The sequence below is a fragment of the Novosphingobium sp. JCM 18896 genome, assembly GCF_025938095.1.
In the GTDB taxonomy this organism is placed as follows: Bacteria; Pseudomonadota; Alphaproteobacteria; order Sphingomonadales; family Sphingomonadaceae; genus Novosphingobium.
The window spans coordinates 1-24313 of the sequence record NZ_JAPCZF010000015.1; the positions used below are offsets into that span (position 1 = coordinate 1).

At 63.1% G+C, this 24313-nt stretch carries 27 protein-coding genes; 7 read left to right on the forward strand and 20 right to left on the reverse strand.

What is annotated here, in order from left to right; genetic code table 11:
• Positions 1-149 precede the first annotated feature (149 nt).
• Both OLX23_RS25370 and OLX23_RS25375 read left to right on the forward strand, forming a co-directional pair.
• Positions 150-848, forward strand: a complete 699-nt coding sequence (locus tag OLX23_RS25370; RefSeq protein ID WP_264448150.1) for a superoxide dismutase — start codon at positions 150-152, stop codon at positions 846-848.
• Between the two features lie 12 nt (positions 849-860).
• Positions 861-1103 carry a hypothetical protein gene (locus tag OLX23_RS25375; protein WP_264448151.1) on the forward strand — a complete coding sequence of 81 codons (243 nt, stop codon included), beginning with the start codon at positions 861-863 and terminating at the stop codon, positions 1101-1103.
• Positions 1104-1284: 181 nt separating this feature from the next.
• On the opposite strand, the gene OLX23_RS25380 is transcribed toward OLX23_RS25375, so the two are convergent.
• The 3 genes from OLX23_RS25380 to OLX23_RS25390 form a co-directional block, all read right to left on the reverse strand.
• Entirely contained in the window at positions 1285-2037 is a 753-nt protein-coding gene (locus OLX23_RS25380) for a sulfite exporter TauE/SafE family protein (protein ID WP_264448152.1), read from the reverse strand.
• Positions 2038-2129: 92 nt separating this feature from the next.
• Positions 2130-3476 (reverse strand): NADP-specific glutamate dehydrogenase, encoded by a 1347-nt coding sequence (gene gdhA, locus OLX23_RS25385; RefSeq protein ID WP_264448153.1) that lies wholly within the window; start codon positions 3474-3476, stop codon positions 2130-2132.
• Positions 3477-3552: 76 nt separating this feature from the next.
• On the reverse strand, positions 3553-4206 hold the full coding sequence (locus tag OLX23_RS25390) for a DUF488 family protein (RefSeq protein WP_264448154.1): 654 nt from the start codon (positions 4204-4206) through the stop codon (positions 3553-3555).
• 217 nt (positions 4207-4423) lie between these two features.
• Between OLX23_RS25390 and OLX23_RS25395 the strand changes: the two genes are divergently transcribed.
• The gene (locus OLX23_RS25395) at positions 4424-4642 is read left to right on the forward strand and encodes a hypothetical protein (protein ID WP_264448155.1); all 219 of its coding nucleotides are present in this window, start codon (positions 4424-4426) and stop codon (positions 4640-4642) included.
• Between the two features lie 84 nt (positions 4643-4726).
• Here the strand turns inward: OLX23_RS25395 and rnk are convergent, their stop codons facing one another.
• From rnk to OLX23_RS25415, 4 genes are all read right to left on the reverse strand, one after another.
• Positions 4727-5140, reverse strand: a complete 414-nt coding sequence (gene rnk / locus OLX23_RS25400; RefSeq protein WP_264448156.1) for a nucleoside diphosphate kinase regulator — start codon at positions 5138-5140, stop codon at positions 4727-4729.
• A gap of 1269 nt (positions 5141-6409) precedes the next feature.
• Complete coding sequence (locus OLX23_RS25405; RefSeq protein WP_264448157.1) at positions 6410-6994, reverse strand: hypothetical protein; 585 nt, start codon at positions 6992-6994, stop codon at positions 6410-6412.
• Positions 6995-7006: 12 nt separating this feature from the next.
• Entirely contained in the window at positions 7007-7201 is a 195-nt protein-coding gene (locus OLX23_RS25410) for a hypothetical protein (RefSeq protein ID WP_264448158.1), read from the reverse strand.
• A gap of 49 nt (positions 7202-7250) precedes the next feature.
• Complete coding sequence (locus OLX23_RS25415; protein ID WP_264448159.1) at positions 7251-7550, reverse strand: hypothetical protein; 300 nt, start codon at positions 7548-7550, stop codon at positions 7251-7253.
• A 501-nt stretch (positions 7551-8051) separates the two neighbouring features.
• Between OLX23_RS25415 and OLX23_RS25420 the strand changes: the two genes are divergently transcribed.
• The gene (locus OLX23_RS25420; RefSeq protein WP_264448160.1) at positions 8052-8291 is read left to right on the forward strand and encodes a hypothetical protein; all 240 of its coding nucleotides are present in this window, start codon (positions 8052-8054) and stop codon (positions 8289-8291) included.
• Between the two features lie 65 nt (positions 8292-8356).
• Here OLX23_RS25420 and OLX23_RS25425 read toward each other — a convergent pair whose 3' ends face one another.
• Genes OLX23_RS25425 through cyoA form a run of 7 tightly spaced genes read right to left on the reverse strand, consistent with a single transcriptional unit; the run spans position 8357 to position 15102 of the window.
• On the reverse strand, positions 8357-8893 hold the full coding sequence (locus OLX23_RS25425) for a response regulator transcription factor (protein WP_264448161.1): 537 nt from the start codon (positions 8891-8893) through the stop codon (positions 8357-8359).
• The gene (locus OLX23_RS25430) at positions 8890-10191 is read right to left on the reverse strand and encodes an ATP-binding protein (RefSeq protein WP_264448163.1); all 1302 of its coding nucleotides are present in this window, start codon (positions 10189-10191) and stop codon (positions 8890-8892) included. Before OLX23_RS25430 ends, OLX23_RS25425 begins: the two co-directional genes overlap by 4 nt.
• Positions 10188-10898, reverse strand: a complete 711-nt coding sequence (locus OLX23_RS25435) for an SURF1 family protein (RefSeq protein ID WP_264448164.1) — start codon at positions 10896-10898, stop codon at positions 10188-10190. The genes OLX23_RS25430 and OLX23_RS25435 overlap by 4 nt, the downstream gene beginning before the upstream one ends.
• Positions 10895-11260 (reverse strand): cytochrome o ubiquinol oxidase subunit IV, encoded by a 366-nt coding sequence (gene cyoD / locus OLX23_RS25440; RefSeq protein WP_264448165.1) that lies wholly within the window; start codon positions 11258-11260, stop codon positions 10895-10897. The genes OLX23_RS25435 and cyoD overlap by 4 nt, the downstream gene beginning before the upstream one ends.
• Positions 11257-11895 (reverse strand): cytochrome o ubiquinol oxidase subunit III, encoded by a 639-nt coding sequence (cyoC, locus tag OLX23_RS25445; RefSeq protein WP_264448166.1) that lies wholly within the window; start codon positions 11893-11895, stop codon positions 11257-11259. The genes cyoD and cyoC overlap by 4 nt, the downstream gene beginning before the upstream one ends.
• A gap of 1 nt (position 11896) precedes the next feature.
• Positions 11897-13900 carry a cytochrome o ubiquinol oxidase subunit I gene (cyoB, locus tag OLX23_RS25450; RefSeq protein WP_264448167.1) on the reverse strand — a complete coding sequence of 668 codons (2004 nt, stop codon included), beginning with the start codon at positions 13898-13900 and terminating at the stop codon, positions 11897-11899.
• Positions 13900-15102 (reverse strand): ubiquinol oxidase subunit II, encoded by a 1203-nt coding sequence (cyoA, locus tag OLX23_RS25455; RefSeq protein ID WP_264448168.1) that lies wholly within the window; start codon positions 15100-15102, stop codon positions 13900-13902. The genes cyoB and cyoA overlap by 1 nt, the downstream gene beginning before the upstream one ends.
• Positions 15103-15235: 133 nt before the next feature.
• On the opposite strand from cyoA, the gene OLX23_RS25460 reads away from it, so the two are divergent.
• Positions 15236-16549 (forward strand): MFS transporter, encoded by a 1314-nt coding sequence (locus OLX23_RS25460; RefSeq protein ID WP_264448169.1) that lies wholly within the window; start codon positions 15236-15238, stop codon positions 16547-16549.
• Between the two features lie 19 nt (positions 16550-16568).
• Here OLX23_RS25460 and OLX23_RS25465 read toward each other — a convergent pair whose 3' ends face one another.
• The 3 genes from OLX23_RS25465 to OLX23_RS25475 form a co-directional block, all read right to left on the reverse strand.
• Entirely contained in the window at positions 16569-16760 is a 192-nt protein-coding gene (locus OLX23_RS25465) for a hypothetical protein (RefSeq protein ID WP_264448170.1), read from the reverse strand.
• 327 nt (positions 16761-17087) lie between these two features.
• A complete protein-coding gene (locus OLX23_RS25470) occupies positions 17088-18686 on the reverse strand; it encodes an FMN-binding glutamate synthase family protein (RefSeq protein WP_264448171.1) in 1599 nt (532 codons plus the stop codon).
• A gap of 510 nt (positions 18687-19196) precedes the next feature.
• Positions 19197-19466, reverse strand: coding sequence for a hypothetical protein (locus tag OLX23_RS25475; protein ID WP_264448172.1), 270 nt, complete (start codon positions 19464-19466; stop codon positions 19197-19199).
• A 619-nt stretch (positions 19467-20085) separates the two neighbouring features.
• On the opposite strand from OLX23_RS25475, the gene OLX23_RS25480 reads away from it, so the two are divergent.
• On the forward strand, positions 20086-21357 hold the full coding sequence (locus OLX23_RS25480; protein WP_264448173.1) for an O-acetylhomoserine aminocarboxypropyltransferase/cysteine synthase family protein: 1272 nt from the start codon (positions 20086-20088) through the stop codon (positions 21355-21357).
• A gap of 165 nt (positions 21358-21522) precedes the next feature.
• Positions 21523-22104: a uracil-DNA glycosylase family protein gene (locus OLX23_RS25485; protein WP_264448174.1), complete on the forward strand. Its 582-nt coding sequence runs from the start codon at positions 21523-21525 to the stop codon at positions 22102-22104.
• A gap of 235 nt (positions 22105-22339) precedes the next feature.
• Here OLX23_RS25485 and OLX23_RS25490 read toward each other — a convergent pair whose 3' ends face one another.
• The 3 genes from OLX23_RS25490 to OLX23_RS25500 all read right to left on the reverse strand — a co-directional run.
• On the reverse strand, positions 22340-22642 hold the full coding sequence (locus OLX23_RS25490) for a hypothetical protein (RefSeq protein WP_264448175.1): 303 nt from the start codon (positions 22640-22642) through the stop codon (positions 22340-22342).
• 10 nt (positions 22643-22652) lie between these two features.
• Positions 22653-23513: a universal stress protein gene (locus tag OLX23_RS25495; protein WP_264448176.1), complete on the reverse strand. Its 861-nt coding sequence runs from the start codon at positions 23511-23513 to the stop codon at positions 22653-22655.
• Positions 23514-24171: 658 nt separating this feature from the next.
• The coding region (locus OLX23_RS25500; RefSeq protein WP_264448177.1) for a transposase domain-containing protein at positions 24172-24313 on the reverse strand (142 nt) is incomplete at its 5' end.

The following is a 24313-nucleotide window of genomic DNA, read 5'->3' on the forward strand; positions in this document are numbered from 1 at the left end:
TACGCCGTGGCGGGATGCCTCCGGGCTACGCCCTCCGCCATCCCGCCACGGCGTAAGCGCGCATCAAACCCTGGTCCCCTATTGCACGCCGATCCCGGTCCCCGTTTGCGCGCCGATTGACACACCAGAATGAATGAAGGAGACTTTCAATGACCCGAAGCGCTGTTGGCCAGGCCCAGCAAGTCGACGGAGAAGACCTGGTTTTCGAGCTCCCGGCTCTGCCCTACGAAACCGGCGCGCTCGCACCGGTCCTTTCCTCGGAAACGCTTGAAATCCACCACGGCCGACATCACGCCCGGTATGTGGAGATGCTCAACCGGCTCCTGGCCGAACAGAACTTCACCGCCCACAGCCTGGAGGAGCTAGTTCGCATCGCGCACGCCAGCGGCGCGATCGGCCTGTTCAACAACGCGGCGCAGGCCTGGAACCACGTGTTCTTCTGGGAGAGCATGCAGCCACGGCGCAGCCGTCCCGGCAACCTTTTGTCGGCTGCGGTCGCGGCTGCGTTCGGCGGTGTCGATGCCTTGCGGGAGCGGTTCATCGCCGAGGGTGCGGGTCACTTCGGTTCCGGTTGGGTGTGGCTCGTGTCGAGACGGGGTGAACTCGGTCTGCTCTCGACGCACGATGCCGGCACTCCCATCCTCGACGAGGGCACGGTCCCCCTGCTCACGTGCGACGTGTGGGAGCATGCCTATTATATCGATCACCGACAGGATCGGGCCGGGTGGCTGGCGGCCTGGTGGGATGAACTGGCGAATTGGAACCTCGCCGAGGTTCAGTTCTCCGCGTCGCTCGGTCACGGCGATGGATGGCGTTATCCGGCGCCGGTTCCGGCCCTGGTGAAGTAGGAGGAAGCGACAATGCTCATCGAAGTATTCTCCGGACGGGACATCGATTCCGCCGAGGCGAAAGGCGCATTCCATTTCGCCGTCGCCCCCAAGCCCGGCGAGCAGATAGAGAGAGGCGCCGAACTGCTCGTAGTGCGCCGCGCCTGGCACAGGCCCAAGGCTAGCTATCGCGACGCCAAATACGCGATACTCGCAGAGGGGAGGGTGGAGTCGCAGCCCTGCTCGATGCAGCGCGATGTCGAAACGCTGTCCTGATTGGAGTGGCGCGGATCGATTTTGATTGATTGGGACGCGGCGCCGATGGGCTGACCTCCGCCTGATCTCCATCCTGCTGTTGCGAAAATGCCGAGCCGCGCCTCCGCGCGAGGACCCCTCGCTCTTCTGCGTTCGTTCGTTTCAGCCGAGTTGCGCAGCCACGTCGACCTCTAGGCGCTGCTCAGGCCTGGTGGAGCAGCCTCACCAGGAAGACCACGCTCATCGCGGATCCGATGGCTATGACGGCGACGCGCAGGACTTTGGGGGGCAGCGACCTGGCAAGCGGCGCTCCGGCATACCCGCCCGCCGTAGCCATCGCCATCATGAGTATCGCCTCCGTCCACGCGACCATGCCGGCAAGAGCGAAGACGCCGACGGAGATGGCGGACAGGATGAACGACAGGCCGTTCTTGAGTCCGTTCATCTGATTGAGGTCCCTCATGCCCCAGAGCGAGAAGAGCGCGAGCAGCACGATGCCGAGTCCGCCGTTGAAGTAGCCGCCGTAGACCGACACGAGGAAGGTGCCAAGCGACCAGTTCGGATCCATATCGCTGCGAGCCTTCGCCCAGTCGCGAAGGCGATCGCCGAATGCGAAGACCAGTGTGGCGCCGGCGAGAAGAAACGGCACAGCGAAGGAGAACGCCTTCTCGGACGATACGATCAGCAGGGAGGAGCCGACGAGACCGCCGGCCACGGTTGCGAACGTGATCCGGACCAGTCTGCGGCGCTCGAACGCGGCGATCTCCTTCCGGAAGCCCACAGCGCCCCCGAGGTAGCCGGGGAAGACCGCGACCCCGCTGGTCGCGTTTGCGGTCACGACTGGCATGCCCGTGTAGACGAGCGCGGGGAATGTCAGGAACGTTCCGCCGCCCGCGATCGTGTTGAGCACGCCGGCCAGAAACCCCGCGAGGCAGATTATGACGTAGTCCATCATCCAGGGCGTCGCTCGTTGAGCGCAGATCCTCCGCCCGCGTCAAAAGCTGCGGGCGTGCGGACGGGCGCCGTGGTCTTGGCGGGTTCGATGGATCAGATAACGCCCAGCGCCCGCATCGCCTCCGCGACCCTCACGAAGCCTGCGATGTTCGCGCCCAGGACGTAGTCGCCCGGTGCCCCATATTCTTCCGCGGTCGAGGCGCAGGTGTCGTGGATCCTTCGCATGATGTCAGCCAGCCGCTGTTCGGTCTGATCGAAGGTCCAGCTGTCCCGCGAGGCGTTCTGCTGCATCTCGAGGGCGGAAGTGGCGACGCCGCCGGCGTTCGCGGCCTTTCCCGGCGCGAAGAGGACACCGGCCTCCCTGAAGAACCGGACGGCCTCCGGCGTGCAAGGCATGTTTGCCCCCTCGCCGACGGCAGCCACGCCGTTCGCTATCAGCGTATTCGCATCCCGGCCGGTGAGCTCGTTCTGAGTAGCGGACGGCATCGCGACATCGCAGGGAACGTCCCAGATGGAACCCTTGTCGATGAACTGCGCGCCGCTCCTGCGGCGGGCATATTCGGAGATCCGCTCGCGGCGGACCTCCTTGACCTCCTTGAGCAGGTCGAGTTCGATGCCACTTTCGTCGACGACGTATCCGCTCGAGTCCGAGCAGGCGACGACCTTGCCGCCAAACTCGCGGACTTTCTCGGCCGTGTAGATCGCCACGTTGCCCGACCCGGAGACCACCACCCGCTTGTCCTCGAACGAGAACTGCTTTGTGCCGAGCATGCGCTCAACGAAGTAGACCGCCCCGTAGCCGGTCGCCTCGGTCCGCGCACGCGACCCCCCGTAGACGAGGCCCTTGCCCGTCAGCACGCCGGCCTCGTAGCGGTTGGTTAGCCGCTTGTACTGCCCGAACAAGTAGCCGATCTCGCGGCCGCCCACGCCGATGTCACCCGCCGGCACGTCGGTATATTCGCCGAGATGGCGGTGCAGCTCGGTCATGTAGGACTGGCAGAAGCGCATGATCTCGCCATCCGACCGTCCGCGGGGATCGAAGTCGGAGCCCCCCTTGCCGCCGCCGATCGGCAGGCCGGTGAGGGCGTTCTTGAAGATCTGCTCGAACCCGAGGAACTTGATGATCCCGAGATTCACCGAGGGGTGAAACCTTAGGCCGCCCTTGTAGGGGCCGAGCGCAGAGTTGAACTGCACGCGGAAGCCACGGTTAATGTGCACTTGGCCCTTGTCGTCGACCCAGGGGACGCGGAAGATGATCTGGCGCTCGGGCTCGCAGATGCGCTCGATCAGCGCATTCTCCAGGTAGCTGGGGTTCTTCGCGACGACCCGGCCGAGGCTTTCGAGGACCTCGGTGACCGCCTGGTGGAACTCAAGCTCGCCGGCGTTCCGCCGCAGGACCTGGTCCAGCACGGCCTCGAGCTTTTCATCGATCTTGGACATTACCTCTCCGGACGGTGGTGATGTTCGACCTCTAGGGCCTCTCGGACGGCATGGCCATGCTTCTCGACCCCCGACGCTAATGCTGCCCAGCGTCGTCGGCGACCGGATATTGCAGCTCATCGCCTACGATCACCGCGCCCGGCGTGATCTTCGCGTCTTCGATGCGCGAGGGGCCCATGATGTGCTGGACCGGTATCCCGCGCGCGAGAAGATTGTCGGCGATCAGACGGCGGTGGCAGCGCCACCACACCGCCTCGGAGCACATAACGGCGCACCGAGCACGGTGAGAGAGGTCGATGAGCTCGTCGAGGCCTGCCCGGAACTCGGCCGAGAGCGCATAGTCCGCGTAGTTGTGAAAGCTGCGGTTCTGCCAGAAACCGTTCACCTCCTCGGCGACTTGCCAGCTGCGCGTGCGCCGTCCCCCGAGCGAGGCGATGTAGCGGTGCCGGATCTGAAAGGGTTCCAATGCTTCGGGGAGAGCGTCGAGGTTGAACTGCGGGTTGGAGCGGGACCGCGGGATCTTGCGCACGTCGACCACCATCGAGACATGGGCCCGCACAAGAAGCTCTGTAAACTCCTCGATGCTGCGATTGGAGTGGCCGACCGTGAGAATGGTTGGCTCGGCATCGCGTTGAAGGCCGTCATTGGATAGCCGCGAAGTTTTCTGCATCACATAAACGTAACATCGCAGGATCATCGGCGTTCCGCCGTCCGGCTCGCTCCCGGTCACTTTGAATTTCGGGCGCGGAGCCCCATATAGAAAGGACAATGCTCGCTCCCCGATTTCACATCGCGATCCATCCCCGGCAGCAGCACCGCACGCCGCTGAGCCCCGGTCGTCCTGCCATCGGCGGATCGACCGGGGCTGTCATCGTGGAGCGCTAGATGCGCTCGAGGCAGGTGACTGCATCGTCCCTCGTCGGGACGGCCTCGGAGGAGTTTTGGAGATGGACCACTTCGTCGTTGAAGCCAACAAGGCCGTGGTCGGGGTCGCTGTGCGCGTGGCCGGCGGATTCCGGTTTTTCTACTCGGACCCCAGGTTCCGTGCGCTTGATGGGCAGGTCTTCCGTCGTGCCCGGGCTCTTGCCCACACCGTGGGCGAGATGGCGCTCCGGATGTCGAAGCTTGAAGAGGGGCATGCGGCCGGGGGCAGCACGGTGCACTAGGCCGCGCGTATCTGGCCTTGCGCGGGAGGGAACGGCGGGAGGCGACGAATGATCGGATTCGCCGCCCTCTCGCTGCGGGTGACCTCAGCCTTCCTTCGCAGCCTGGCTCACCGAGATGATCTTCAGCGCGCGCTCATGCCCGTCCCTATCGGGCCAGAGGATCGACTGACCGGCGCGAAGTCCGATCAGTCCGGCGCCGACCGGCGTCAAGATGGAGATGCGGCCCTTCGAGATGTCGGCCTCGTTCGGGTAGGTGAGTTCGTAGGCGTATTCCCTGCCACTTGCCTCATCCAGGAAGCTTACCGTCGCGTGCATGGTGACCACGTCCGCCGCAATGCGGCTTGCGGGGTGAAGCGTCGCACGGGTGATCTCATTGAGTAAGAGCTCGCTAACCTGAGGCAGGCGGTCCTCGATGCTCATCGCCAGTTCGGCGAGGGAATCCGCTTCTGCATCGATCATTTGAATAGGCGGCCGTCGGCTCGCCTTCTTGCTGGCCATGTGCATTTCTTCCGGTGAAGCGCCGGCTTCCGCTGAAGCGGGCCGAGCTTGTTGTCTGGAGATGTTCGTAAGCCCCGAGCTCGGGGCGCGCGGCACCGGAACCCGGGGCTAGATGCCCACGAGAAGCTGCCCTCCTTCGAGGCGGAAATGCAGACGGTCATGCAGGATGCACATCCGGACATAATGGCGCTCGCGCCGTGCGGTGTCAAACCTGTGCGTTTCGTGAGCTGATTGGTTTTCGACGTTCTGACGCTGGTGGACGGCCCTTTGAACGGCAGTGCCGGGATTTGACACGCGTATCAGCAACGACCTTGCAGGTGAGATGGAACGGATTTCGCTCCTCAAGGCGTCAACAGGAACAGCATCGTCACGAATAGGGCGACGATCGCTGACCGGCCCAGGCAACCGGGTGCGTAGGGCGTTTGTTCATCCGACGTGCGCTTTGGGCCGCTCATGTGGCAACTTGGCCGGCTGGCGCGCGCACGCCGGCGGTCACGCCGCGCTCATGCAGGAGCGTAACCATCATTAGCATGATCCGACGCGCATCAACTGTCGCGCCAATCCGTGGATCGCACCACAGATCGGCGTAGAGTGCCGCCCAGCGTGGTAGGTGGATCGCGGACTCGCGTTTCTGAGACGCCAGGAGCCCCACGATCTGCTCCGTTGCCACTTCCGCCTTCGTAAGCGGAAGCGGCTCTGCTCGGTTCAGCTTCCAGATACTCCGACGTTGGGCCTCGATCTCGAGCGATGAGGGGCAATTTCCGAAGTGCGCCCTAAGTCGGATGGAGATGTCTCCTCGTGGCTGCCGGGATCCTGCTAGGCGATAAGCGGTCGCGACAAACTGGTCGAGCGCGCTTGGTGACGCTTCCAAACGCTGGATCTCGCTTCTCGATCTGGAATCGAGTTGCCTCAGTCGTGCCGCTGACCCTGGGGACGTGAGAACGTCCTGCGCGATCCGGCTCGCTTGGACGAGCAACTCGTCGAGCAGATTAGTCTGATCCGATGGCTGCGTATGCATGTGCAAGTCTCCGGGAAATCGCAGATGCGGGTTACGCGGCCGGGGGCGGATTGGGCGGAACGCCGCGGTTCGAGGTGGGACGATCGCCGAGGGGCGTGTGCGGAGGGGCGAACGCTATGACCTTCCTGCCTTTGTCGACTTGCGGGGGGAACTGTCCTGTGGGCGAGATATGAGGTGGAGTTTCTGTCGTCATGTCATGCGGTACTCAGTGGGAATGGTCATTTTCGAGGTCGCCGTGCTGCGGGCTGAGTTCATCGCGCTAACTGAATTTCTGGATGGGTCGCGGCCTCACCTTTAGAAGACTGCGGGTTGCGGCTCTTGGTCGTCGCTAGCTGTGCGCTACGTCCACGCAGCACCGTCGCCATCGCGAGCATGATCCGCCTGGTGGGCGTTCCGGCGCCGATGCGAGGATCGCTCCAGAGGAGATCATAGATCGCAGCGTAGCCCCACAGTAGGTCGGGCAACTCCTGTTCGTCGGCCACGATCCGCCGCTGAAGGGTGTCGGCATAATCCCCCGCGAGCTCCATCGGCAGGCCCCTCTCTTTCACTTCCCTTTCGATGGCGCGACGCTGGGCTTCGACAGCCACGCCGGGAGGAGGCGAACGGAAGCGATTAAGCATGCTCGTCCGGATCCCTGCGGACAGGCAGAGGTCCTTCGCAATTCTCAGGCCGACGGCGATGAACTGCTTTTCGAGAAGTGGTGACAGTTCGAGATTCTGCATCAGCTGCTCGAAGGCAGGCGCGTCGCTATCGTACCGCTCGAGTATCTGTTCCGCTTGGGAGCAGGCATTGATTACGACGGAGGTGAGCAGTTCAGAATGCTTTGCTGACAGCATGGGGATGTTCCTTTAGCTCGAGGATCGAAGAGGGGTGGGCCGCGTGTTCTCAGCCGGCACCGACGTGGCGTTCGTAAAGACCACGAGGGCAGCGGCGGACGCGCCGAAGACCACGCTGCAGATCGCCCAGGGAAGCCAAGGCTTGCGGGTCAGCGCGAAGGCTAGGCTGTAGGTGGCCAGCACGCTGAGGGCGAAGACGATGTTCATAGATCTACGCTTTTGAGAGTGGAGCGGGGCGGAAAAGGTTGGGGGAGGGTCAGGCTATCGCGAAGATCACTGACGCGGTGACGATCAGCAGTGTCCCCAGGCCGATGCCGAGGATAACCTCTCCAGCGGTGAGGCGATCGAGGTACGCGCTACGGAACTGGCGGTATTTGCCGAGGATGTGCGGATTGCTCGCGATCGCCGCCAACTCCATTGGTGTGGCCTCGCGTTTGAACCAGTGCACGAGGTCGATGATCTTGTCGGCTGGCAGATGGGGATACTCGGCGAGGCTCGCCTCGACCTGCAGTCGACGCTTGGCGGTCTTCGCCGTGTCGCTTCGCTTCTTTCGCATGACGCTTGCTTTCTGTTGTCGTCCCCAACGTTCTCGTGGGACTTCACGGCGGTCGGGCCGGCTATGGGGCCAGCTGCTATAAGGATCGCGACAGCGTTCACCGCACCGGAGAAGAGCGTCCGCATGCCTGACATCGGCTCCTCGCGAGCTTCCGTGCCATTGCGCGCACGGTGCTTGCGAGCGCTCGTGCGCGTCGGACCACCCTGCCATCCAAGTCGACGAACCGAGGATCTGAATTGAAGAAGCGGAAGCCGCCGGGGACCCGGACGGCAACGCCCGCGATCGACTCGTCAGCTTCCACCACGAAGTGCGTGGACACCAATTGCCTCCAGCGCGAACCAGCGCTCGGATTCTGTGCCGAACGCGCGATGGCTCGCGAAGATGATTAGACCGTCGCGCCGTCTGGCGCGGTCGATGGGAAACGAAGCCCTAGGCGCGTAGCTTACGCGAACCACCTAGGGCGAGCAGGCGTGCGGTGCTGCTCCCTGGGTGGATATCGGAATGATGCTTCGTGGTCATCATGGCTCAAGCAGTATTGCCTGTCGGGCATCGGAAGTCAAATTGCTCGATGGGATTTCAGATTTGCATGGCCGTGCAGCGATTGAATCGGATTTAGCTGCTCATTCGCATTTCTATGAAAGATGCCGCGAGGGGGATTTTCTTAATGGTTCCTTGCTGACGTGGGGTTTGAGGGGTCTTGAATCTGCGCAATTGTCTGATGGTCGTAAGACGGTATTTTAGACACCTGGGATAGTATTTGATAGAACACGCGGAATTGGTTTCTGCCGCGCGCACATCAGGCGAATTCAAAGATGCCGCTTGTCGAGCTTTCGCGCCAAGGTGCGCCGATGCATCCCCAGCCTCCGGGCCGCTTCGGAGATGTTGAAGTCGCATTCGGCCAGCGTCGTCTGGATGTATTCCCATTCAACCGTCTTGATCGTGCTCTTCCGTCCTCCGAGCGGAACGTTGGGGTCGCCTTGGCCGCGACCGAAGGCCTCTTCGATCTCGTCGGTATTGGCGGGTTTTGCCAGATAGTGCGAGGCGCCTAGCTTGATGGCCTCGACTGCGGTGGCGATGGAGGCGAAGCCGGTCAACACGACGATCCGGACGTTCGCGTCGGCTACATGCAGCATCTGCACGCAGGTGAGCCCAGAGGCGGTTCCGAGCTTGAGGTCGACGACCGCGAAATCATAGCTCGACGGCTGCGTGAGAAGGTCGGTGAGATCCTCGGGGCTGGCCGCATGGTCGACCGTATATCCCCGCCGCTCGAACGAGCGGGACAGAGTGCGGGCGAAGGCGGGATCATCCTCGACGATCAGCAGGCGAGGGCAGTCCTTGCTCATGCCGTTTCCCCGTGCTTGTAGGCCAACGACGAGAGCGGAACGGTCATGCGGACCTGTGCCCCTCCCTCCGCGCGGTTGGTCACGTCCACCCTTCCGCCCAGCTTGCGCAGGATGTTGACGACTAGGAAGAGGCCGAGCCCCCCGCCGCTTCTCCCTTTCGTTGAGGCGTAGGGGCGCCCGAAGGTTTCGAGCATTTCCTCGGAGAACCCGGGTCCGTCATCCAGGACGTCCAGTACGAGGGAGCCTTGCTCCCGGGCAGCGTGGAGCGTGACGCCGCCGGGCGAGGCGTCGAGCGCGTTATCGATGATGTTACCGATCACCTGCCTCAGAGCCGGATCTGACACGATCGTCACGTCCTCGCCGAAGTCGTCCTGCAGACTTATCGGGGCGGACGTCCGCCCACGCCAGTCCGCGGCCACGTCGGCCACAAAGGTCCGGACGGTGGTGACTGCGGGATTCTCTCCACGGACCTCGCCAGCGGACATGAGGATCGCTCCTACGATCAGCTTGCACCGTTGCAACTCCGCCTGCATCTCCTCGACGTCTGCCGTCAGTTCCGCGTTGCCCCTGATCGCCGGATTGCGCGCGAGGTCGCCGAGGATCACGGCGATCGACGACATCGGCGTTCCGAGTTCATGTGCGGCGCCTGATGCCAGAAGGCCCATCCGGACTATGTGGTCCTCCTCGGCGGCGCGCTGACGGATGGCGGCCAATGCCGCGTCTGACTCGCGCAGGTTGCGTGTGATGCGGGTAACGAACGCGACAAGCAGCACGGCTATGAGGAAAAAGCAGACGAGGCTGCCCAGCAGGTATAGCCGTAATGGCTGGGCCGCCCATCGGCCCGGCAGGGCCAATGGCTCGGGATTGAGCGTCAGGGTGCCCAGGGCGAGGAACGCCGCGATGGCCACTCCCCACGACGAACGCGGTTCGAGCAGCATCGCCCCGATCACCACCTGCAGCAGGAACAGGGATGCGAACGGGTTGGAGAGGCCGCCGCTGTGATTGAGCTGCCAGGCTAGCGCCGCCACATCGACCAGCAAAGCGGCGGTGACCTCCAAATCGGTCACACGAGGACGTCTTTGGAGATAGGGCACGCTGACTAGGTTGATAACCGCGAGCAGCGCGGGGACGACTAGAAGGGGGATGAGTGGCAGCCTGATGCCCAGCAGACGATCGGCGCCGGCGATCGTCACGAGTTGACCGCCGACAGCGATCCAACGCAACTGGATCAACAGCAGCATATTGCGTCGGCCGGCGTCGGCCTGCGGCACCGTAAGCGCAGAGGGCCAGTCCGTCATGGGGATGGCGCGTCCTGAGGGCGGCGCCACCTGACGGCCACGTTCCAGGCGGCTCCAAGCGACAGGAGCGTCAATGCGAACCAGGTCAGCGCATAGGCGGCGTGATTGTCGGAGAACCTGAGCACTGTCAGTCCGCCGACGGGCGCGCTCGCCGAATTGAGGCTCGCGTCGGCGTCGACGAAGTAGTTCGCTGCATGGGTTATCCCATGCGACCGGGCTATCGCGGCCACGTCGCGCGAAAACCATCGGTTCGTCACCGTATCGTTGCGTCGGAGGAAGCCGCCATCCGGCTCGGAGAGCCGGAGCAAGCCGGTGACTTTGACGGGACCTGCCGGTTCGTGTCGGGCGGTGAGGCGCTGCTGCTGCGTGATGAAGCCTCTGTTCACCAGAACGACGGCTTCGTGGGTTTCTAGCGGGGTCATGACCCAATAGCCGGAGCCGAGGTCGCTGACCGCGCGCACCAGCGTCTCCTGTTCGTGGCGGTAGTGGCCGGTGAGCTCGATCCGCCGGTAGGCGTCGGTCGCGGTTGCGACATCAGGTGCGGGGCTAGGCGGCCCGTTCGCTCGGCTCGCGATCGCGGCGATCAGGTCGTGCTTCCATGCCTGGCGGTCGAGTTGCCAGACACCCAGCGAGGCGAAGCCCGCGGCCAGGACGAGTAGCGCCGCCGGTAGCGCGGCGCGCGCCCTGCTGCGCGCGATCTCGGTCACGGCATCTGGCTCATGTCATGTGGCATCGGCATCATGTTATGGTTCAAGTGATACATCACCCAGAGTGATCCCGTCAGCATGATCGCGACGATGATCACCGTGAAGATGAGCGCCATCATCGTCCAGCCGCCTTCCGACTTCCCGTTCATGTGTAGGAAGAAGATCATGTGCACGACGATCTGGACGGCCGCGAAGCCTACGATCGCCAAGGCGGTCAGCCCGTCGCTCGCTAGGGGGCGGGCCATGACCAGCCAGAACGGCACGGCGGTGAGGATCACCGAAAGGACGAAGCCGATCACGTAGTCACGCAGAGAGCCCTCCATGTGACCTTCTTCGAGGCTGTGGTCTTCGTGAGCGCTCATCGCAGCATTCCCATCAGGTAGACGAAGGTGAAGACGCCGATCCAGATTACGTCGAGGAAGTGCCAGAAGAGGCTGAGGCACATCAGGCGTCGCCTGTTCGCCTGTATCAGTCCCGTACGGCCGATCTGGATCATCAGAGTCACTAGCCAGACGAGGCCGAAGGTGACGTGCAGACCGTGCGTGCCTACCAGCGTGAAGAAGGCCGAAAGGAAGGCGCTACGCTGCGGCACGGCGCCGAGATGGATGAGATGCTGGAACTCGTAGAGCTCGATGGCCAGGAACGCGGCGCCGAACAGACCCGTGACGCCGAGCCAGAATTGCGTGTGCACCATCCGACCCCGCTGCATCATGAGCATGGCGAAGCCGTACGTGATCGACGAGAACAGGAGCATAGCCGTGTTCAACGCCACCAGGGGCAGGTCGAACAGGTCCTTGGGGCCGGGGCCTGCTGCGAGGTTGCCGCCGAGGACCGCGTAGCAGGCGAAGAGGATCGCGAAGATGAGGCAGTCGCTCATCAGGTAGATCCAGAAGCCAAGCATCGTGCTGTGGCCTTCGGGGTGCTCGTGCTCGTCGAGGTCGTAGAAGCTGACGGGCTCGTCCGCGTCCACCGAGCCCTTGAGGATAGTAGCGCTCATGTCAGGCCTCCGCCGCCAGCGCGCGAGTCCGGGCGGCCTCGGTGGTCGCCACCTCCTCCGCCGGGATGTGGAAGTCGCGCTCGTAGTTGAACGTGTGGCCGATCGCGACCGCGATGAGACCGGCGAAGCTGAGCGCGGCGAGCCACCAGATGTACCAGATCAGCGCGAAGCCCATGACCGTGGCGAGGGCCGAGAGGATCACGCCGGTTCCCGTGTTCCGAGGCATGTGTATCGGACGGAAACCCTCGACCGGGCGCTGGGCGCCGCGCGTCTTCATGTCATACCAGGCATCGAGTTGGTGGATCACCGGCGGGAACGCAAAATTGTAGTCGGGCGGTGGCGACGAGGTCGACCACTCGAGCGTGCGGCCGCCCCAGGGGTCGCCTGTTGTGTCGCGCAGTTGGTCGCGTTTCCGGATCGAGACGGCGAACTGGATCAGCATGGCGGCGATGCCGATCGCGATGACTGCGGCGCCAATGCCAGCGATGACGAACCAGATTTGCAGGGATGGATCGTCGAACACGCGCATGCGGCGGGTCACGCCCATCAGGCCCAGCACGTAGAGCGGCATGAAGGCGAGCCAGAAGCCGACCACCCAGCACCAGAAGCTGACCTTGCCCCAGAACACGTCGAGCTTGTAGCCGAACGCCTTGGGCCACCAGTAGTTGATCGCCGCGAAGAGACCGAACAACACGCCGCCGATGATGACGTTGTGGAAGTGCGCGATCAGGAACAGCGAGTTGTGCAGCACAAAGTCGGCGGGAGGTACCGCGAGCAGCACGCCCGTCATGCCGCCGACCACGAAGGTCAGCATGAAGGCGACGGTCCACATCATGGGCAGCTCGAAGCGGACGCGGCCGCGGTACATTGTGAACAGCCAGTTGAAGAGCTTGGCGCCCGTCGGGATCGAGATGACCATGGTCGTGATCCCGAAGAACGAGTTCACGCTGGCGCCGGAACCCATCGTGAAGAAATGGTGCAGCCAGACGAGATACGACAGGATCGTGATGACGATCGTCGCGTAGACCATCGAGGTGTAGCCGAAGAGCCTTTTGCCGGAGAAGGTCGAGGTGACCTCGCTGAACACGCCGAACAGGGGCAGGATCAAGATGTAGACCTCGGGGTGTCCCCAGATCCAGATGAGGTTCACGTACATCATCGGGCTGCCGCCGAAGTCGTTCGTGAAGAAGTTGGTGCCGACGTAGCGGTCGAGGCTGAGCAAGGTCAGCACCGCCGTCAGCACGGGGAAGGAGGCGACGATGAGCACGTTCGTGCACAGTGAGGTCCAGGTGAAGACCGGCATCTTCATCAGGCCCATGCCCGGTGCGCGCATCTTGAGGATCGTCGCGACCAGGTTGATCCCGGACAGGGTCGTCCCGACGCCAGCGATCTGCAGCGCCCAGATGTAGTAGTCGACACCCGTGGCCGGGCTGTAGGCGATGCCGGAGAGAGGCGGGTAGGCCAGCCAACCGGTCTGGGCGAACTCGCCCACGAACAGCGACATCATGACCAGCACTGCACCGGCGGTCGTCATCCAGAAGCTGAAGTTGTTGAGGAATGGGAACGACACGTCGCGCGCGCCGATCTGCAGCGGCACGATGTAGTTCATCAGACCCGTGACGAAGGGCATCGCCACGAAGAAGATCATGATGACGCCGTGAGCGGTGAAGATCTGATCGTAGTGGTGGGCGTTGAGGTATCCCTCTGACCCGTTGAAGGCGATCGCCTGCTGGATGCGCATCATGATCGCGTCGGCGAAGCCGCGCAGGAACATGACGAGGCCGAGCACCATGTACATGATGCCGATCTTCTTGTGATCGACGCTCGTGAACCAGTCGCGCCACAGCGTTCCCCAAAGACCGAGGCGTGTGACGAAGGCGAGTAAGCCAATCCCGCCGATTGCGACAGCGGCGAACGTGGCCACGATGATGGGCTCGTGGAGGGGTAGGGAGTCGAGCGAGAGCCGCCCGAGCAACGGGCTGATTGAGACTGGTTCGTAGGACATCAGGGATTACCTGTCGCGAAGGGCGCGGCGGCGGATGCCGCGAAGTGGGGATTGGTTGGCCATGGTGCCGCTGCTCGTCGGTCAGGGAGCGGGAGTCCTGCGCCGGTGAGCGGACGGAGGTCTACGGCTTGGGGCAGGGCGGAGCCCGTGCCGTCTCCCGGTTGGGGGAGGCAGGTGGCGGAGACAAATCCGAGAGATGAGGTAGGTGCTGTCCCTCGGGCGCTGAACTTGTCGTAGGCTAGTTGCCGCGTGTTGTGGATTCCGGCGAGCCCCATGCCGCCGCGGGCGTCGACCGCCATCATATCGCGCATGCACATCTTTCCGGGTTCGACGCACATGTTGACGACAGCGTCGAACAGACCGCCCTCCACGCTGGCGAAGTGCCGCGGGGGCTCGTTCTCGCTGGGCTTCTCGAGCGTCAGGTATGCAGCCCGGTCGAGGGAGGCGTTGCCGTTGCGCACGCTCTCAGCCCATGCGGCGAAGCCGGCATCGTCCAGGGCCTTTACCTTGAAGCGCATACCGGAGAAGCCCGCTCCGCTGTAGTTGGCGGAGAAACCGTCGTATTCCCCTGAGCGGTTGATCACCGCGTGAAGCTTTGTCTCCATGCCGGGCATGGCGTAGATCTGCCCCGCCAAGGCGGGCACATAGAAGCTGTTCATCACCGAGGAGGCGGAAATCCGGAATCGTACCGGACGATCGACCGGCAGCGCGAGTTCGTTGACCGTTGCCAAGCCCTGTTCCGGGTAGATGAATAGCCACTTCCAGTCGAGCGCGACGACCTGGATGTCGAGCGGCTTGACGGTGGCGCCGACGGGCCGGTCGGGTGCGGTACGCGCCAGTGGTCGATACGGATCGAGGAGGTGCGTGCCGACCCAGGTGATCGCGCCAAGGCAGATGATGATCAGCAGCGGGGCAGCCCAGATGACGAGCTCGAGCTTGGTCGAGTGGTCCCATTCGGGCTCGTAGCGTGCCTCCTGGTTGGCTGCGCGGTATCTCCAGGCGAAGAACACCGTCAGGGCCATGACGGGTAGGATGATGATGAGCATCAGGATCGTGGAGATGACGACGAGATCGCCCTGCTGCTTCGCGACATCCCCCGCAGGATCGAGCACGACCAGGTTGCAACCGGCCAGGAGCGGCAAGGCGGCCAAGGGCAGGAGGCGCAGCGTTCTGGGTCGGACTCGGAGATGGGCGTGGAGCATGGGCGGCGGGTAGGCCGGGCATGTTGCACTGCACATAGGACATTTTGTCCAATCCCGTTGATCCCGATCATTGACCATTGGGACGGGGAGCCGTGCCGCCGCGCGGCGCCTTGCCAGATCGGGACCTCAATCGATGACCGCGCAGACTTCAGCTGAACGCGACACCCGCGTCCTCCTCATGGAGGGCCCCAGGGTCGCCCCCGGAGAGATAGCCGTCGGCGTCGTGATCGGCCGAATGTCTGAATTCTTCGACTTCTTCGTCTATGCCATTGCCTCGGTCCTCGTTTTCCCGAAGGTCGTGTTCCCCTACGTCGACCCGTTGACCGGCACGCTCTATTCGTTTGGCATCTTCGCGCTCGCCTTCCTGGCGCGCCCCGTCGGCACGGTGATCTTCACTGCGATCGATCGAGGTTATGGGCGCGGTGTGAAGCTGACGGTTGCGCTGTTCCTGCTTGGCGGGTCCACCGCGGCGATCGCATTCCTGCCCGGCTACGAGACGCTCGGGATTGGCTCGGCGATCCTCCTGGCGCTTTTGCGCATGGGGCAGGGCGTGGCGCTCGGCGGCTCCTGGGACGGGCTTGCCTCCCTTCTGGCCATGAACGCACCCGACAACAGGCGCGGCTGGTTCGCGATGCTGCCCCAGCTCGGGGCTCCGCTGGGCCTCATCGTCGCCAGCCTGCTTTTCATGTTCCTGATTTCAATCCTGCCGGCGGAAGATTTCCTTGGCTGGGGCTGGCGCTACCCCTTCTTCGTGGCTTTCGCCATCAACGTCGTCGCGCTCTTCGCACGGCTGCGCATCGTCGTGACGCCCGAATACGCAGCCCTGTTCGAGCGGCGCTCGCTCGAGCCGGCGCAGCTCACTGAGACCGTTCGCCTCGAGTGGCGCACGATCGTGTTGGGGGCGCTCGCCCCGCTCGCCAGCTTCGCGATGTTCCACATGGTCACCGTATTCCCGCTGTCATGGGTGTTTCTGTTCACAGAGGACAGTCCGGTGCGCTTCTTGGGGATCGAGGCGCTGGCCGCGGTAATCGGCGTCGCGGCGATCATCGCGTCGGGTTATCTGGCGGACCGCTACGGGCGTCGCACCGTCCTGGGCGCGACGGCGGTCGCAATCGCGGTGTTTAGCGGTTTCGCGCCCCAGCTGCTTGGCGCGGGTGAAACAGGGGAGGCGGTCTTCATGTTCGCCGGCTTTGCGCTTCTGGGCATTTCCTTTGGCCTGTCCTCGGGTGCGCTGTCATCCAGGTTCTCGCCGCACCACCGCTATACCGGCTCGGCGCTCACTTCCGATCTGGCCTGGCTGTTCGGCGCTGGATTCGCTCCGCTCGCGGCGCTGCTTCTCTCGAGTAGTTTCGGGTTGATCGCCGCAGGCGCCTACCTGCTCTCCGGTGCGGTTTGCACTGTCGTCGCGCTGGCCCTGAATCGCGAGCTCGCTAGAGCCATCGAATGATGAGCTGCCACAACGGTGATCAGTTGGATTGGTCGCTGCTCTCGATGAAGCAATACAAGAATGCGTCGTTGGTCTTCACCTGTCGGTAGCGCTTCAGGAAATCGGCATAGGCTGAGAACGCTCGCTCCCTGTGTGTCGTCACGAATATGTGTTGATCGCCTAGGTTGTCCTTACCCCGGATCATGAATACTCGCTCGTCGTTCTCGTCCATCGCGTTCTCCTGGGAACACCATAACCAGACGAAGCCGGGGAGGTTGGTCCGATGGCACCATTTCGGATAGTGTCGCGTTTCTACAAGTGCTCAGGGTGCTCCCGGACTAGGTTTGCGATGCGACCCGTTGGATGAAACCTCGATCCCGAGGTGTTCCAGCTAGACTGATGGCCCCGGCACTCGCCGCGGGCCATTTTTTGCGCTTGCGCGACGACAGGTTATCGAGAGCGCCGTCACCGTCGTTCCGCAACGAACTTCGTTAGCGAGTGACGCTCTGGGCAAGCAGTTGGCGAAGCACGACCACGTTCCTTGGTTATGACCATCGCCTCACTGTCCTATGCTGAAGCTGTCGGCGCGCGCGAGGCGCCAGGCGGCGCTGTAAAAGTCCGGCTCGCGCTCTTTGCGCAGCAAATCCCCGTCTTCGAGGAAGGTGTGGAGTTGGGAGAACATGCGGACCTCGGTGGGGCTGACGCGTCGGACCAGATGATGCGGCCCGATCATCGATGGGTGAGCGAGACCCGCAGCCGCCAACATGTCGGAGAGGGCGAGCAGGGTGTTTCGATGGAAGTTCGCGACCCGCTCGGCCTTATCCGGGACGACGAGGGCCCGCTGTCGCAGCGGGTCCTGCGTCGCCACGCCGACCGGGCAGCGGTTCGTGTGGCAGGTCAGCGATTGGATGCAGCCGAGCGCGAACATGAAACCGCGGCCGGAGTTCGTCCAGTCGGCGCCCAGTGCGAGGGTCGCTGCGATGTCGAAGGCGCTGACGATCTTGCCCGCTGCTCCGATCCGGATCTGCTTTCTGAGACCTGCGCCCACCAAGGTGTTGTGCACGAAGAGAAGGCCTTCCCGCAGTGGCATTCCCAGATGATCGATGAACTCGGCCGGCGAGGCTCCCGTGCCGCCTTCGGCTCCGTCGACCACGATGAAATCTGGCAGGATGCCGCTCTCGCGCATGGCCTTGACGATGCCCATGAACTCCCAGGGCTGACCCACGCAGAGCTTGAATCCCACGAGCTTCCCCCCGGAGAGGCGGCGCAATTCGGACAGGAAGTGCATGAATTCGAGCGGCGTGGCGAAGGCGCGGTGCCGTGCTGGAGAAATGCAATCCTCGCCGGTCGGCACGCCGCGAGTCTGTGAGATCTCCGGCGTTACCTTCTCCGCCGGGAGAATGCCGCCGTGGCCCGGCTTCGCTCCCTGGCTGAGCTTGACCTCGATCATCTTGACCTGGGCGTTGCGCGCCTGCTTCTCGAACTGGATCGGATCGAAGTTGCCGTCGGCCGTGCGGCACCCGAAGTAGCCGCTGCCGATCTCCCAGATAAGGTCGCCGTCCGCCTCGCGGTGATAGGGACTGATGCTGCCCTCTCCGGTGTCGTGCGCGAAGCCGCCGAGCGCCGCGCCCTTGTTGAGCGCACGGATCGCATTGGCGCTCAGCGAGCCGAAGCTCATGGCCGAGATGTTGAGGATGCTGCTGGAGTAGGGCTGGGTGCAGGACTGGCCACCGATGCGGAGCCTGAACTTCGCCGGGTCGGTGGGCGGAGCGGGGCGCACGGAGTGCGCGATGAACTCGTATCCATCCTCGTAGACGTCGAGCAAGGTGCCGAATGCCCGGTCGCTCACCTCATCCTTGGCCCGGGCGTATACCAGCGATCGCTGACTTCGCGAGAACGGGATTTTGTCCTGGTCGCCTTCGATCATGTATTGTCGGATCTCGGGCCGGATCTCCTCGAAGAACCAGCGCAGGTGCCCGATGATGGGATAGTTGCGCCTGACCGAGTGGATTGGCTGCGTGAGGTCGTAGAGGCCCAAGCAGGTGAGGGCTGCGGCGACAATGAACATCGGGATCGCCCAGACATGGGGCAGGTAGTAGCCTGAGACGATAAGGGTGATGATGGCGACCGCTAGGGCGCTGTAACGGGTCAGTAGCAATTGGCACTCCGGGCTCCGGAAGCCGACCTGGGGTATGGTGAGTGCGCTCAGACGGCGGCGGACCCAGGCTGGCTTGGAATCATGATGGCGTCGAGTTCGTTAAGCGTGCGAACGTTCAATGGTTTCGGAGCGACCCAGAGAAACGGGGGCGCAACGACACCTTGCTCACCCCAACGGCGGACGTGGGTGTCCCGCCCCTGGGGCCGTCGGTCGCGGAGTGCTGCTGCCAGGATGCAGTGACGCGGGCCTTTTGCTGGACATGCCAGGGAATATGCGGCCGATCCGTCGAGTAAGTCAAACCGCCTGCAAGGTCGGTGGTGAAGTATTTCAGCGTGTGCGTTGGAAGAATGACAGTGCCGTCGATCGGATCGGCATCACCATACCCATGTTGGTAGAGTGACGGCCTTCAAAGACCGCGTGTCGAGGGTTCGATTCCTTCGTCCCCTAACCAGAAGAGATATGCCGGCTCCACAAGGTGAAGCCGGCTTTCCATGTGCAGTTTTGCGGGCGTCAAGACAGGCAGAAGCCTGCATAATCGATCGCGTAATTCGATGCTATCTGGTATCGAGCGTGCTCCTCGGCCACGCTGTCTCCTTGAGCGTAGTTGCCGCGGGTATCCTGCCGAGCATCACGACCATCAAGCGAAAAGAAATCGAGCCCAAGCGGAAGGTCGATCGACACTACGCCGCTCAGTTCGGCGGGCTCAAACATGAACATCTTAAACCCGGTGAAGCCGCCCATGCGATTCTTGGCATTATACTCGCCGCACAGGATTTCCACCTGTTGTCCCTGCGGTGAGGTCGCCCCTGACAAGTCGGGTGTTGCGAAGTTGGAGACTAGCCGGATCGACCATACGCTTCGCGATCACCGCGCGGGCCTGTGCCGTCATCGCAGCCGGTGCCTGAGCGAGCGCAGGGGTTGCGATGGCGAGTGTTGCGATGACAACGGATGCGGTGAAGCGCGGCACGGTTTCCTCTTGTATGAAGGGCACGCGATACTTCGACGTCGTAAAAAATTGACGTCGGCGAGCTGCGTCCGCGAGTTTGACCAGCTCGCCGACGGGGCGAATGCGTTACTTAGAAAGCACACAGGGGTGGCAGGCTGCGTGATGGTCCGGTTCTTGGAAGGTAAACATCGTCGAACTCGCCAAAGGCAGGAGCATAAATCGCATCCTGCGATCGCCAACCTAGTGGGGCGGCTGACATCTGCCGAGCTTCCGGTTGGGTGGAGGTGCTCCTTGGCGCTGCCGCTCTCGGGGCATACCACCAGCGACAGGCGGCTATGGGATCGTTGAGGCCCCGCCCGTTGGTCTGGACGGCACGGCGCGGCTCGGCGAGGAACCGTTCAGTTGACGGCGTGGGTTGGATGAGGCTTCAAGGTCGCGGAGAAGGAGTTCGACATGAAGCTGGAATCGATCGCGCTACATCATGGTTATGAGCCGGAGCAGACGACCCGTGCGGCTGCCGTCCCGGTATACCAGACCACGTCCTACACGTTCGACGATACGCAGCACGGGGCCGACCTCTTCGACCTCAAGGTGCAGGGGAACATCTACACCAGGATCATGAATCCCACCACTGCGGTACTTGAGGCGCGCGTGGCGGCGATGGAGGGCGGTATAGCCGGGCTTGGGCTCGCATCGGGAATGGCGGCCATCACCTACGCTATCCAGGCTATCGCGGCTGTCGGCGACAACATCGTCTCGGTCTCCCAGCTTTATGGAGGCACCTACAACCTCTTCATGCACGCCTTCCCGCGTCAGGGCATCGACGTGCGACTTGTCGATGGCGCGGATCTCGCGTCCCTTGAGGCGGCCATCGACCACCGGACCAAGGCGGTTTTCCTGGAGTCGATCGGCAATCCTGCCGGAAACATCGTGGACATTGAGAAGGTCGCCGCGGTCGCCCATCGCCACGGCGTCCCGGTGATCGTCGACAACACTGTCGCCACGCCCATCCTGTGCCGCCCGATTGACTTCGGCGCGGACATCGTGATCCATTCGCTCACCAAATACATCGGCGGCCACGGCACGACGATAGGCGGGATGATAGTCGACAGCGGCCGCTTCGACTGGACCGCGGACAAGGAAAGGTTCGCGATTTTGAACGAGCCCGACCCTTCATACCACGGGGTCGTCTATACCGAGGCGCTGGGACCTGCCGCTTTCATCGGCCGGGCGCGCGTCGGCCCGCTCCGGAACACGGGTGCGGCGCTGTCGCCGCACAGCGCGTTTCTTTTGTTGCAGGGCCTGGAGACGCTCGCGCTGCGGATGGAGCGCCACTGCGAAAATGCGCTTAAGGTGGCGGAGCACCTGCGAAGCCATCCGAAGGTGAGGTGGGTGAATTACGCAGGTCTGCCGGACAGCGAATACAACGGACTGGCGCAGAAGCTGACTCGCGGGAAAGCATCTGGCATTCTCAGCTTCGGCATCGACGGTGGCGAGGAGGCGGGAGGCAGATTCATCGATGGCCTCAAGATGATTCTGAGGCTCGTGAACATCGGTGACGCGAAGTCGTTGGCCTGTCACCCGGCGTCCACGACCCACCGACAACTGAGCGACGAGGAACTCGCGAACGCAGGCGTCAGCAGGGATCTGGTCCGCATCTCGGTCGGAATCGAGCACATCGACGACATCATCGCGGACATAGACCAGGCGCTCAGCGGGAATTAATCGCCCCACCCTGTCGGGAGGCGACCGGCGGACGCGGTCCAAGTTTTGATTTCGTTGACGCGGTGGACCGCTGGTGGGGGGGATCAGTTAGTGTTGCAATGGGCAGCCTGGGATCGTCCGAACGATCGGTTTGCGCCAATTTGGGTTCCCAGGCGTTGCATGACTATGTCGGAGACCGGCCTGGAAGCTCTAGCGATCAGAGTTCGCGCTTGCCGCGTATGTGTTGACGCCCTGCCGATGGAGCCGCGCCCCGTCTTTCAGGTCTCGTCCACGGCGCGGTTGCTGATCGCGAGCCAGGCGCCCGGCACGCGCGTGCAGGCCTCGGGAATTCCTTTCGACGATCAATCGGGAGAGCGCCTGCGCGATTGGATGGGGATTGACCAGTCCGTGTTCTACGACGCCAGCAGGGTCGCGATCGTCCCCATGGGGTTTTGCTATCCGGGCAAGCGTGGCGGCGGCGATGCACCGCCGCGACCCGAATGCGCCGAGTTGTGGCGCGACGACCTGCTCGCCCGCATGCCGATGATCGGTCTGACTCTCCTTGTCGGGACCTACGCGCAACGCGACGCGCTCGGGATTGGCAAGATGCGCGACCGCGTGCGGCACTTCAGCCGGTATCTTCCCCGCTACTTTCCTTTGCCTCATCCCTCCTGGCGCTCTCGCATCTGGTCGCGGAACAACCCGTGGTTTGAGACAGAGGTGCTGCCCGCGTTGAAACAGCAGGTGAGCCAAGCACTGGCTATGTAGCTCTCGTCGCAGCATATCCTGATGACAAGTGGAGCGGACTGGTGATGCGGGAACAGGTGGGGCCGGTGACGGCTCGAGAGGGGCGCCTTGTCGCGCTTCGTCGCTATGTATGAGCAGCCCGCTGGCCTGCTTCCGTATCGCCACAGGCGCAATTCCACCTTGGCGTAAACGGGTGCCAACAGTGGTGGCCCCGACCCTGTTCGCGAACCGCGTGAATGATCGTCGATGTGTGCGGCTATTGAGGTCCGAAGAGCGAGCCGAGAATGGCGTAACCGTTCGACCGGACCTCCGCGAGAACGTGATCGACGTCGAACCCGACCCTGTGCTCGCCCGCTACGAGATCAAGCGGTCTTACGTAGAGCCAGTCGGTGTAGCCGAAGAAACGACGAGGGAGGGCGTCTCCATCCGCATCGCTCGATATCGCATAGCATTCCCTGTCGGCGAGGCGGAAAAGATAGGCGCGTCCTGGTGTATCGTCGTTGGGCGCGGCGACAGGGCCGGTGGGATTGCGCGTTGGAAAGGCAGTGACTGTTCCCATGACGGTGACCTCAATGTGACAGGAAGAGCGCGGCGTGACCGGTTCCATCCACCAGGAACTGGGTTGTGCCTCCGAAGATGAACCGCTGGAGCCGGGGGGGGCCGAATGCGCCGGCGACGAGGACGCCGGCACCGAGCCTCCTGACGGCGTCCATGATGATCGGACCGGCATCGCCGCGGGTGTGCAGGACTTCCTGGTCGGCCTGCACGCCGTTGTCGGCGAGGTATTCGATCGCGCGCTGTCCGTCGCAGGGGCGGGACATCGCATGGGGGACACTGACTATGACCACGCGGTCTGCACGACGGAGGAGGGGGATCGCCCTGCGCAGTGCGCGCGAGGCTTCCCGACCGCCATCCCAAGCGACCGCGACGGTGCCGCCATAAAAGATCTCTCGGTCCATGATCATCGCGGGCCGACGCTCATCGAGGAGGATCTGCTGGAATGCGCTGGCGAGGAATCCGTGCCCGCGGGTGACGGACCTGTCCCAGATTACGACATCCGCCAACCTGGAGACGGAACGCAGCCCTACCCAGTCGTCGGCCGAAACGGCTTCGAAGTTGGTCTTTGGGTAGTCGAGGGCCGCAAGGAGCTGTCTGCAGCGCGCCTGGCCTTTGTCGATGCTGGTCTGTAGCGTGCTGATCGCGACGTCCGTGGGACCCATCCCGCCTTCGCCAACCCAGCCGAAGATCGTCACGGGCGAAGGCGACGCGAACGCGGCCGTGATCGTGGCATTGAACGGTTCGGCGAGGGCCTTTGCGCCTTTCAGGAGAAGCGCGTCATGCTCGCCGCCTAGCAGCGGGACAAGGATGTTCGTCCATTGCATGTTGTTTCCTCGCTCGTTGATCCGCGTGCTGGCCTTGAGGACAGGCATGCCTCACATGCCGCTTCCAACTGATGAGGCGCCACCATACTGCCGACGGCGTCAGTTAATGCAAACGAATGGTATTGCCGGTTGAATGCAATAATATTGCTTTCAATGGCTGCACGTTGGGCGGGTTAATGTGAACGGGTTTGCTCGATTTGCATCAATGATCTTGCGCTTAAATCGAAATAATATGAACTCGACTAAAATATCGATGTCCAGCACGCTTCAACCGCGGCCCTGAACGCCGAGTGTCTCAGCATGCCGCGACCAGAGGAGCGACGACATGCCGGTCCATCAAGCTCTCCCTCCTTCGAGGGACGTCGCCGTTAATACACTGGCGGTTGGAAAGGGGCGACATGACATCCCAGCCGCATGCGAGCCAGCCTTGGAACGGACGCTCGCGTTCGGTGAGATGAGCATGGGCTTCGTCCACGACTTCAGGAAATCCTGGCTGCGATCTCGTCAGCACTCGAACTGGCGGAGCGAAACATGGCTGACCCGCGAAGATCCCTCAATTTCCTCGCGGGTGCGCGCGAATGCATTGGCAGGGGCATGACGATGACGAAGCGGCTCTTGGAATTCGCGAGCGGTCACGAACAGCAGGTCAGAGCGAAGAACGTGAACAGCGCCGTAAGCATACGCCGAGGGCCGCGGCAAAGTTAGGTCAGGCGGCGAGATCGACCTTATCGGTCTGCCAGTTCCACGGGAGCAATTCGTTGATCCGGCTAATGGGATGGTCGGCGATGCGGGCGAGCACGTCGGCGAGCCATGCCTGGGGATCGACGTCGTTGAGGCGACAGGTCTGG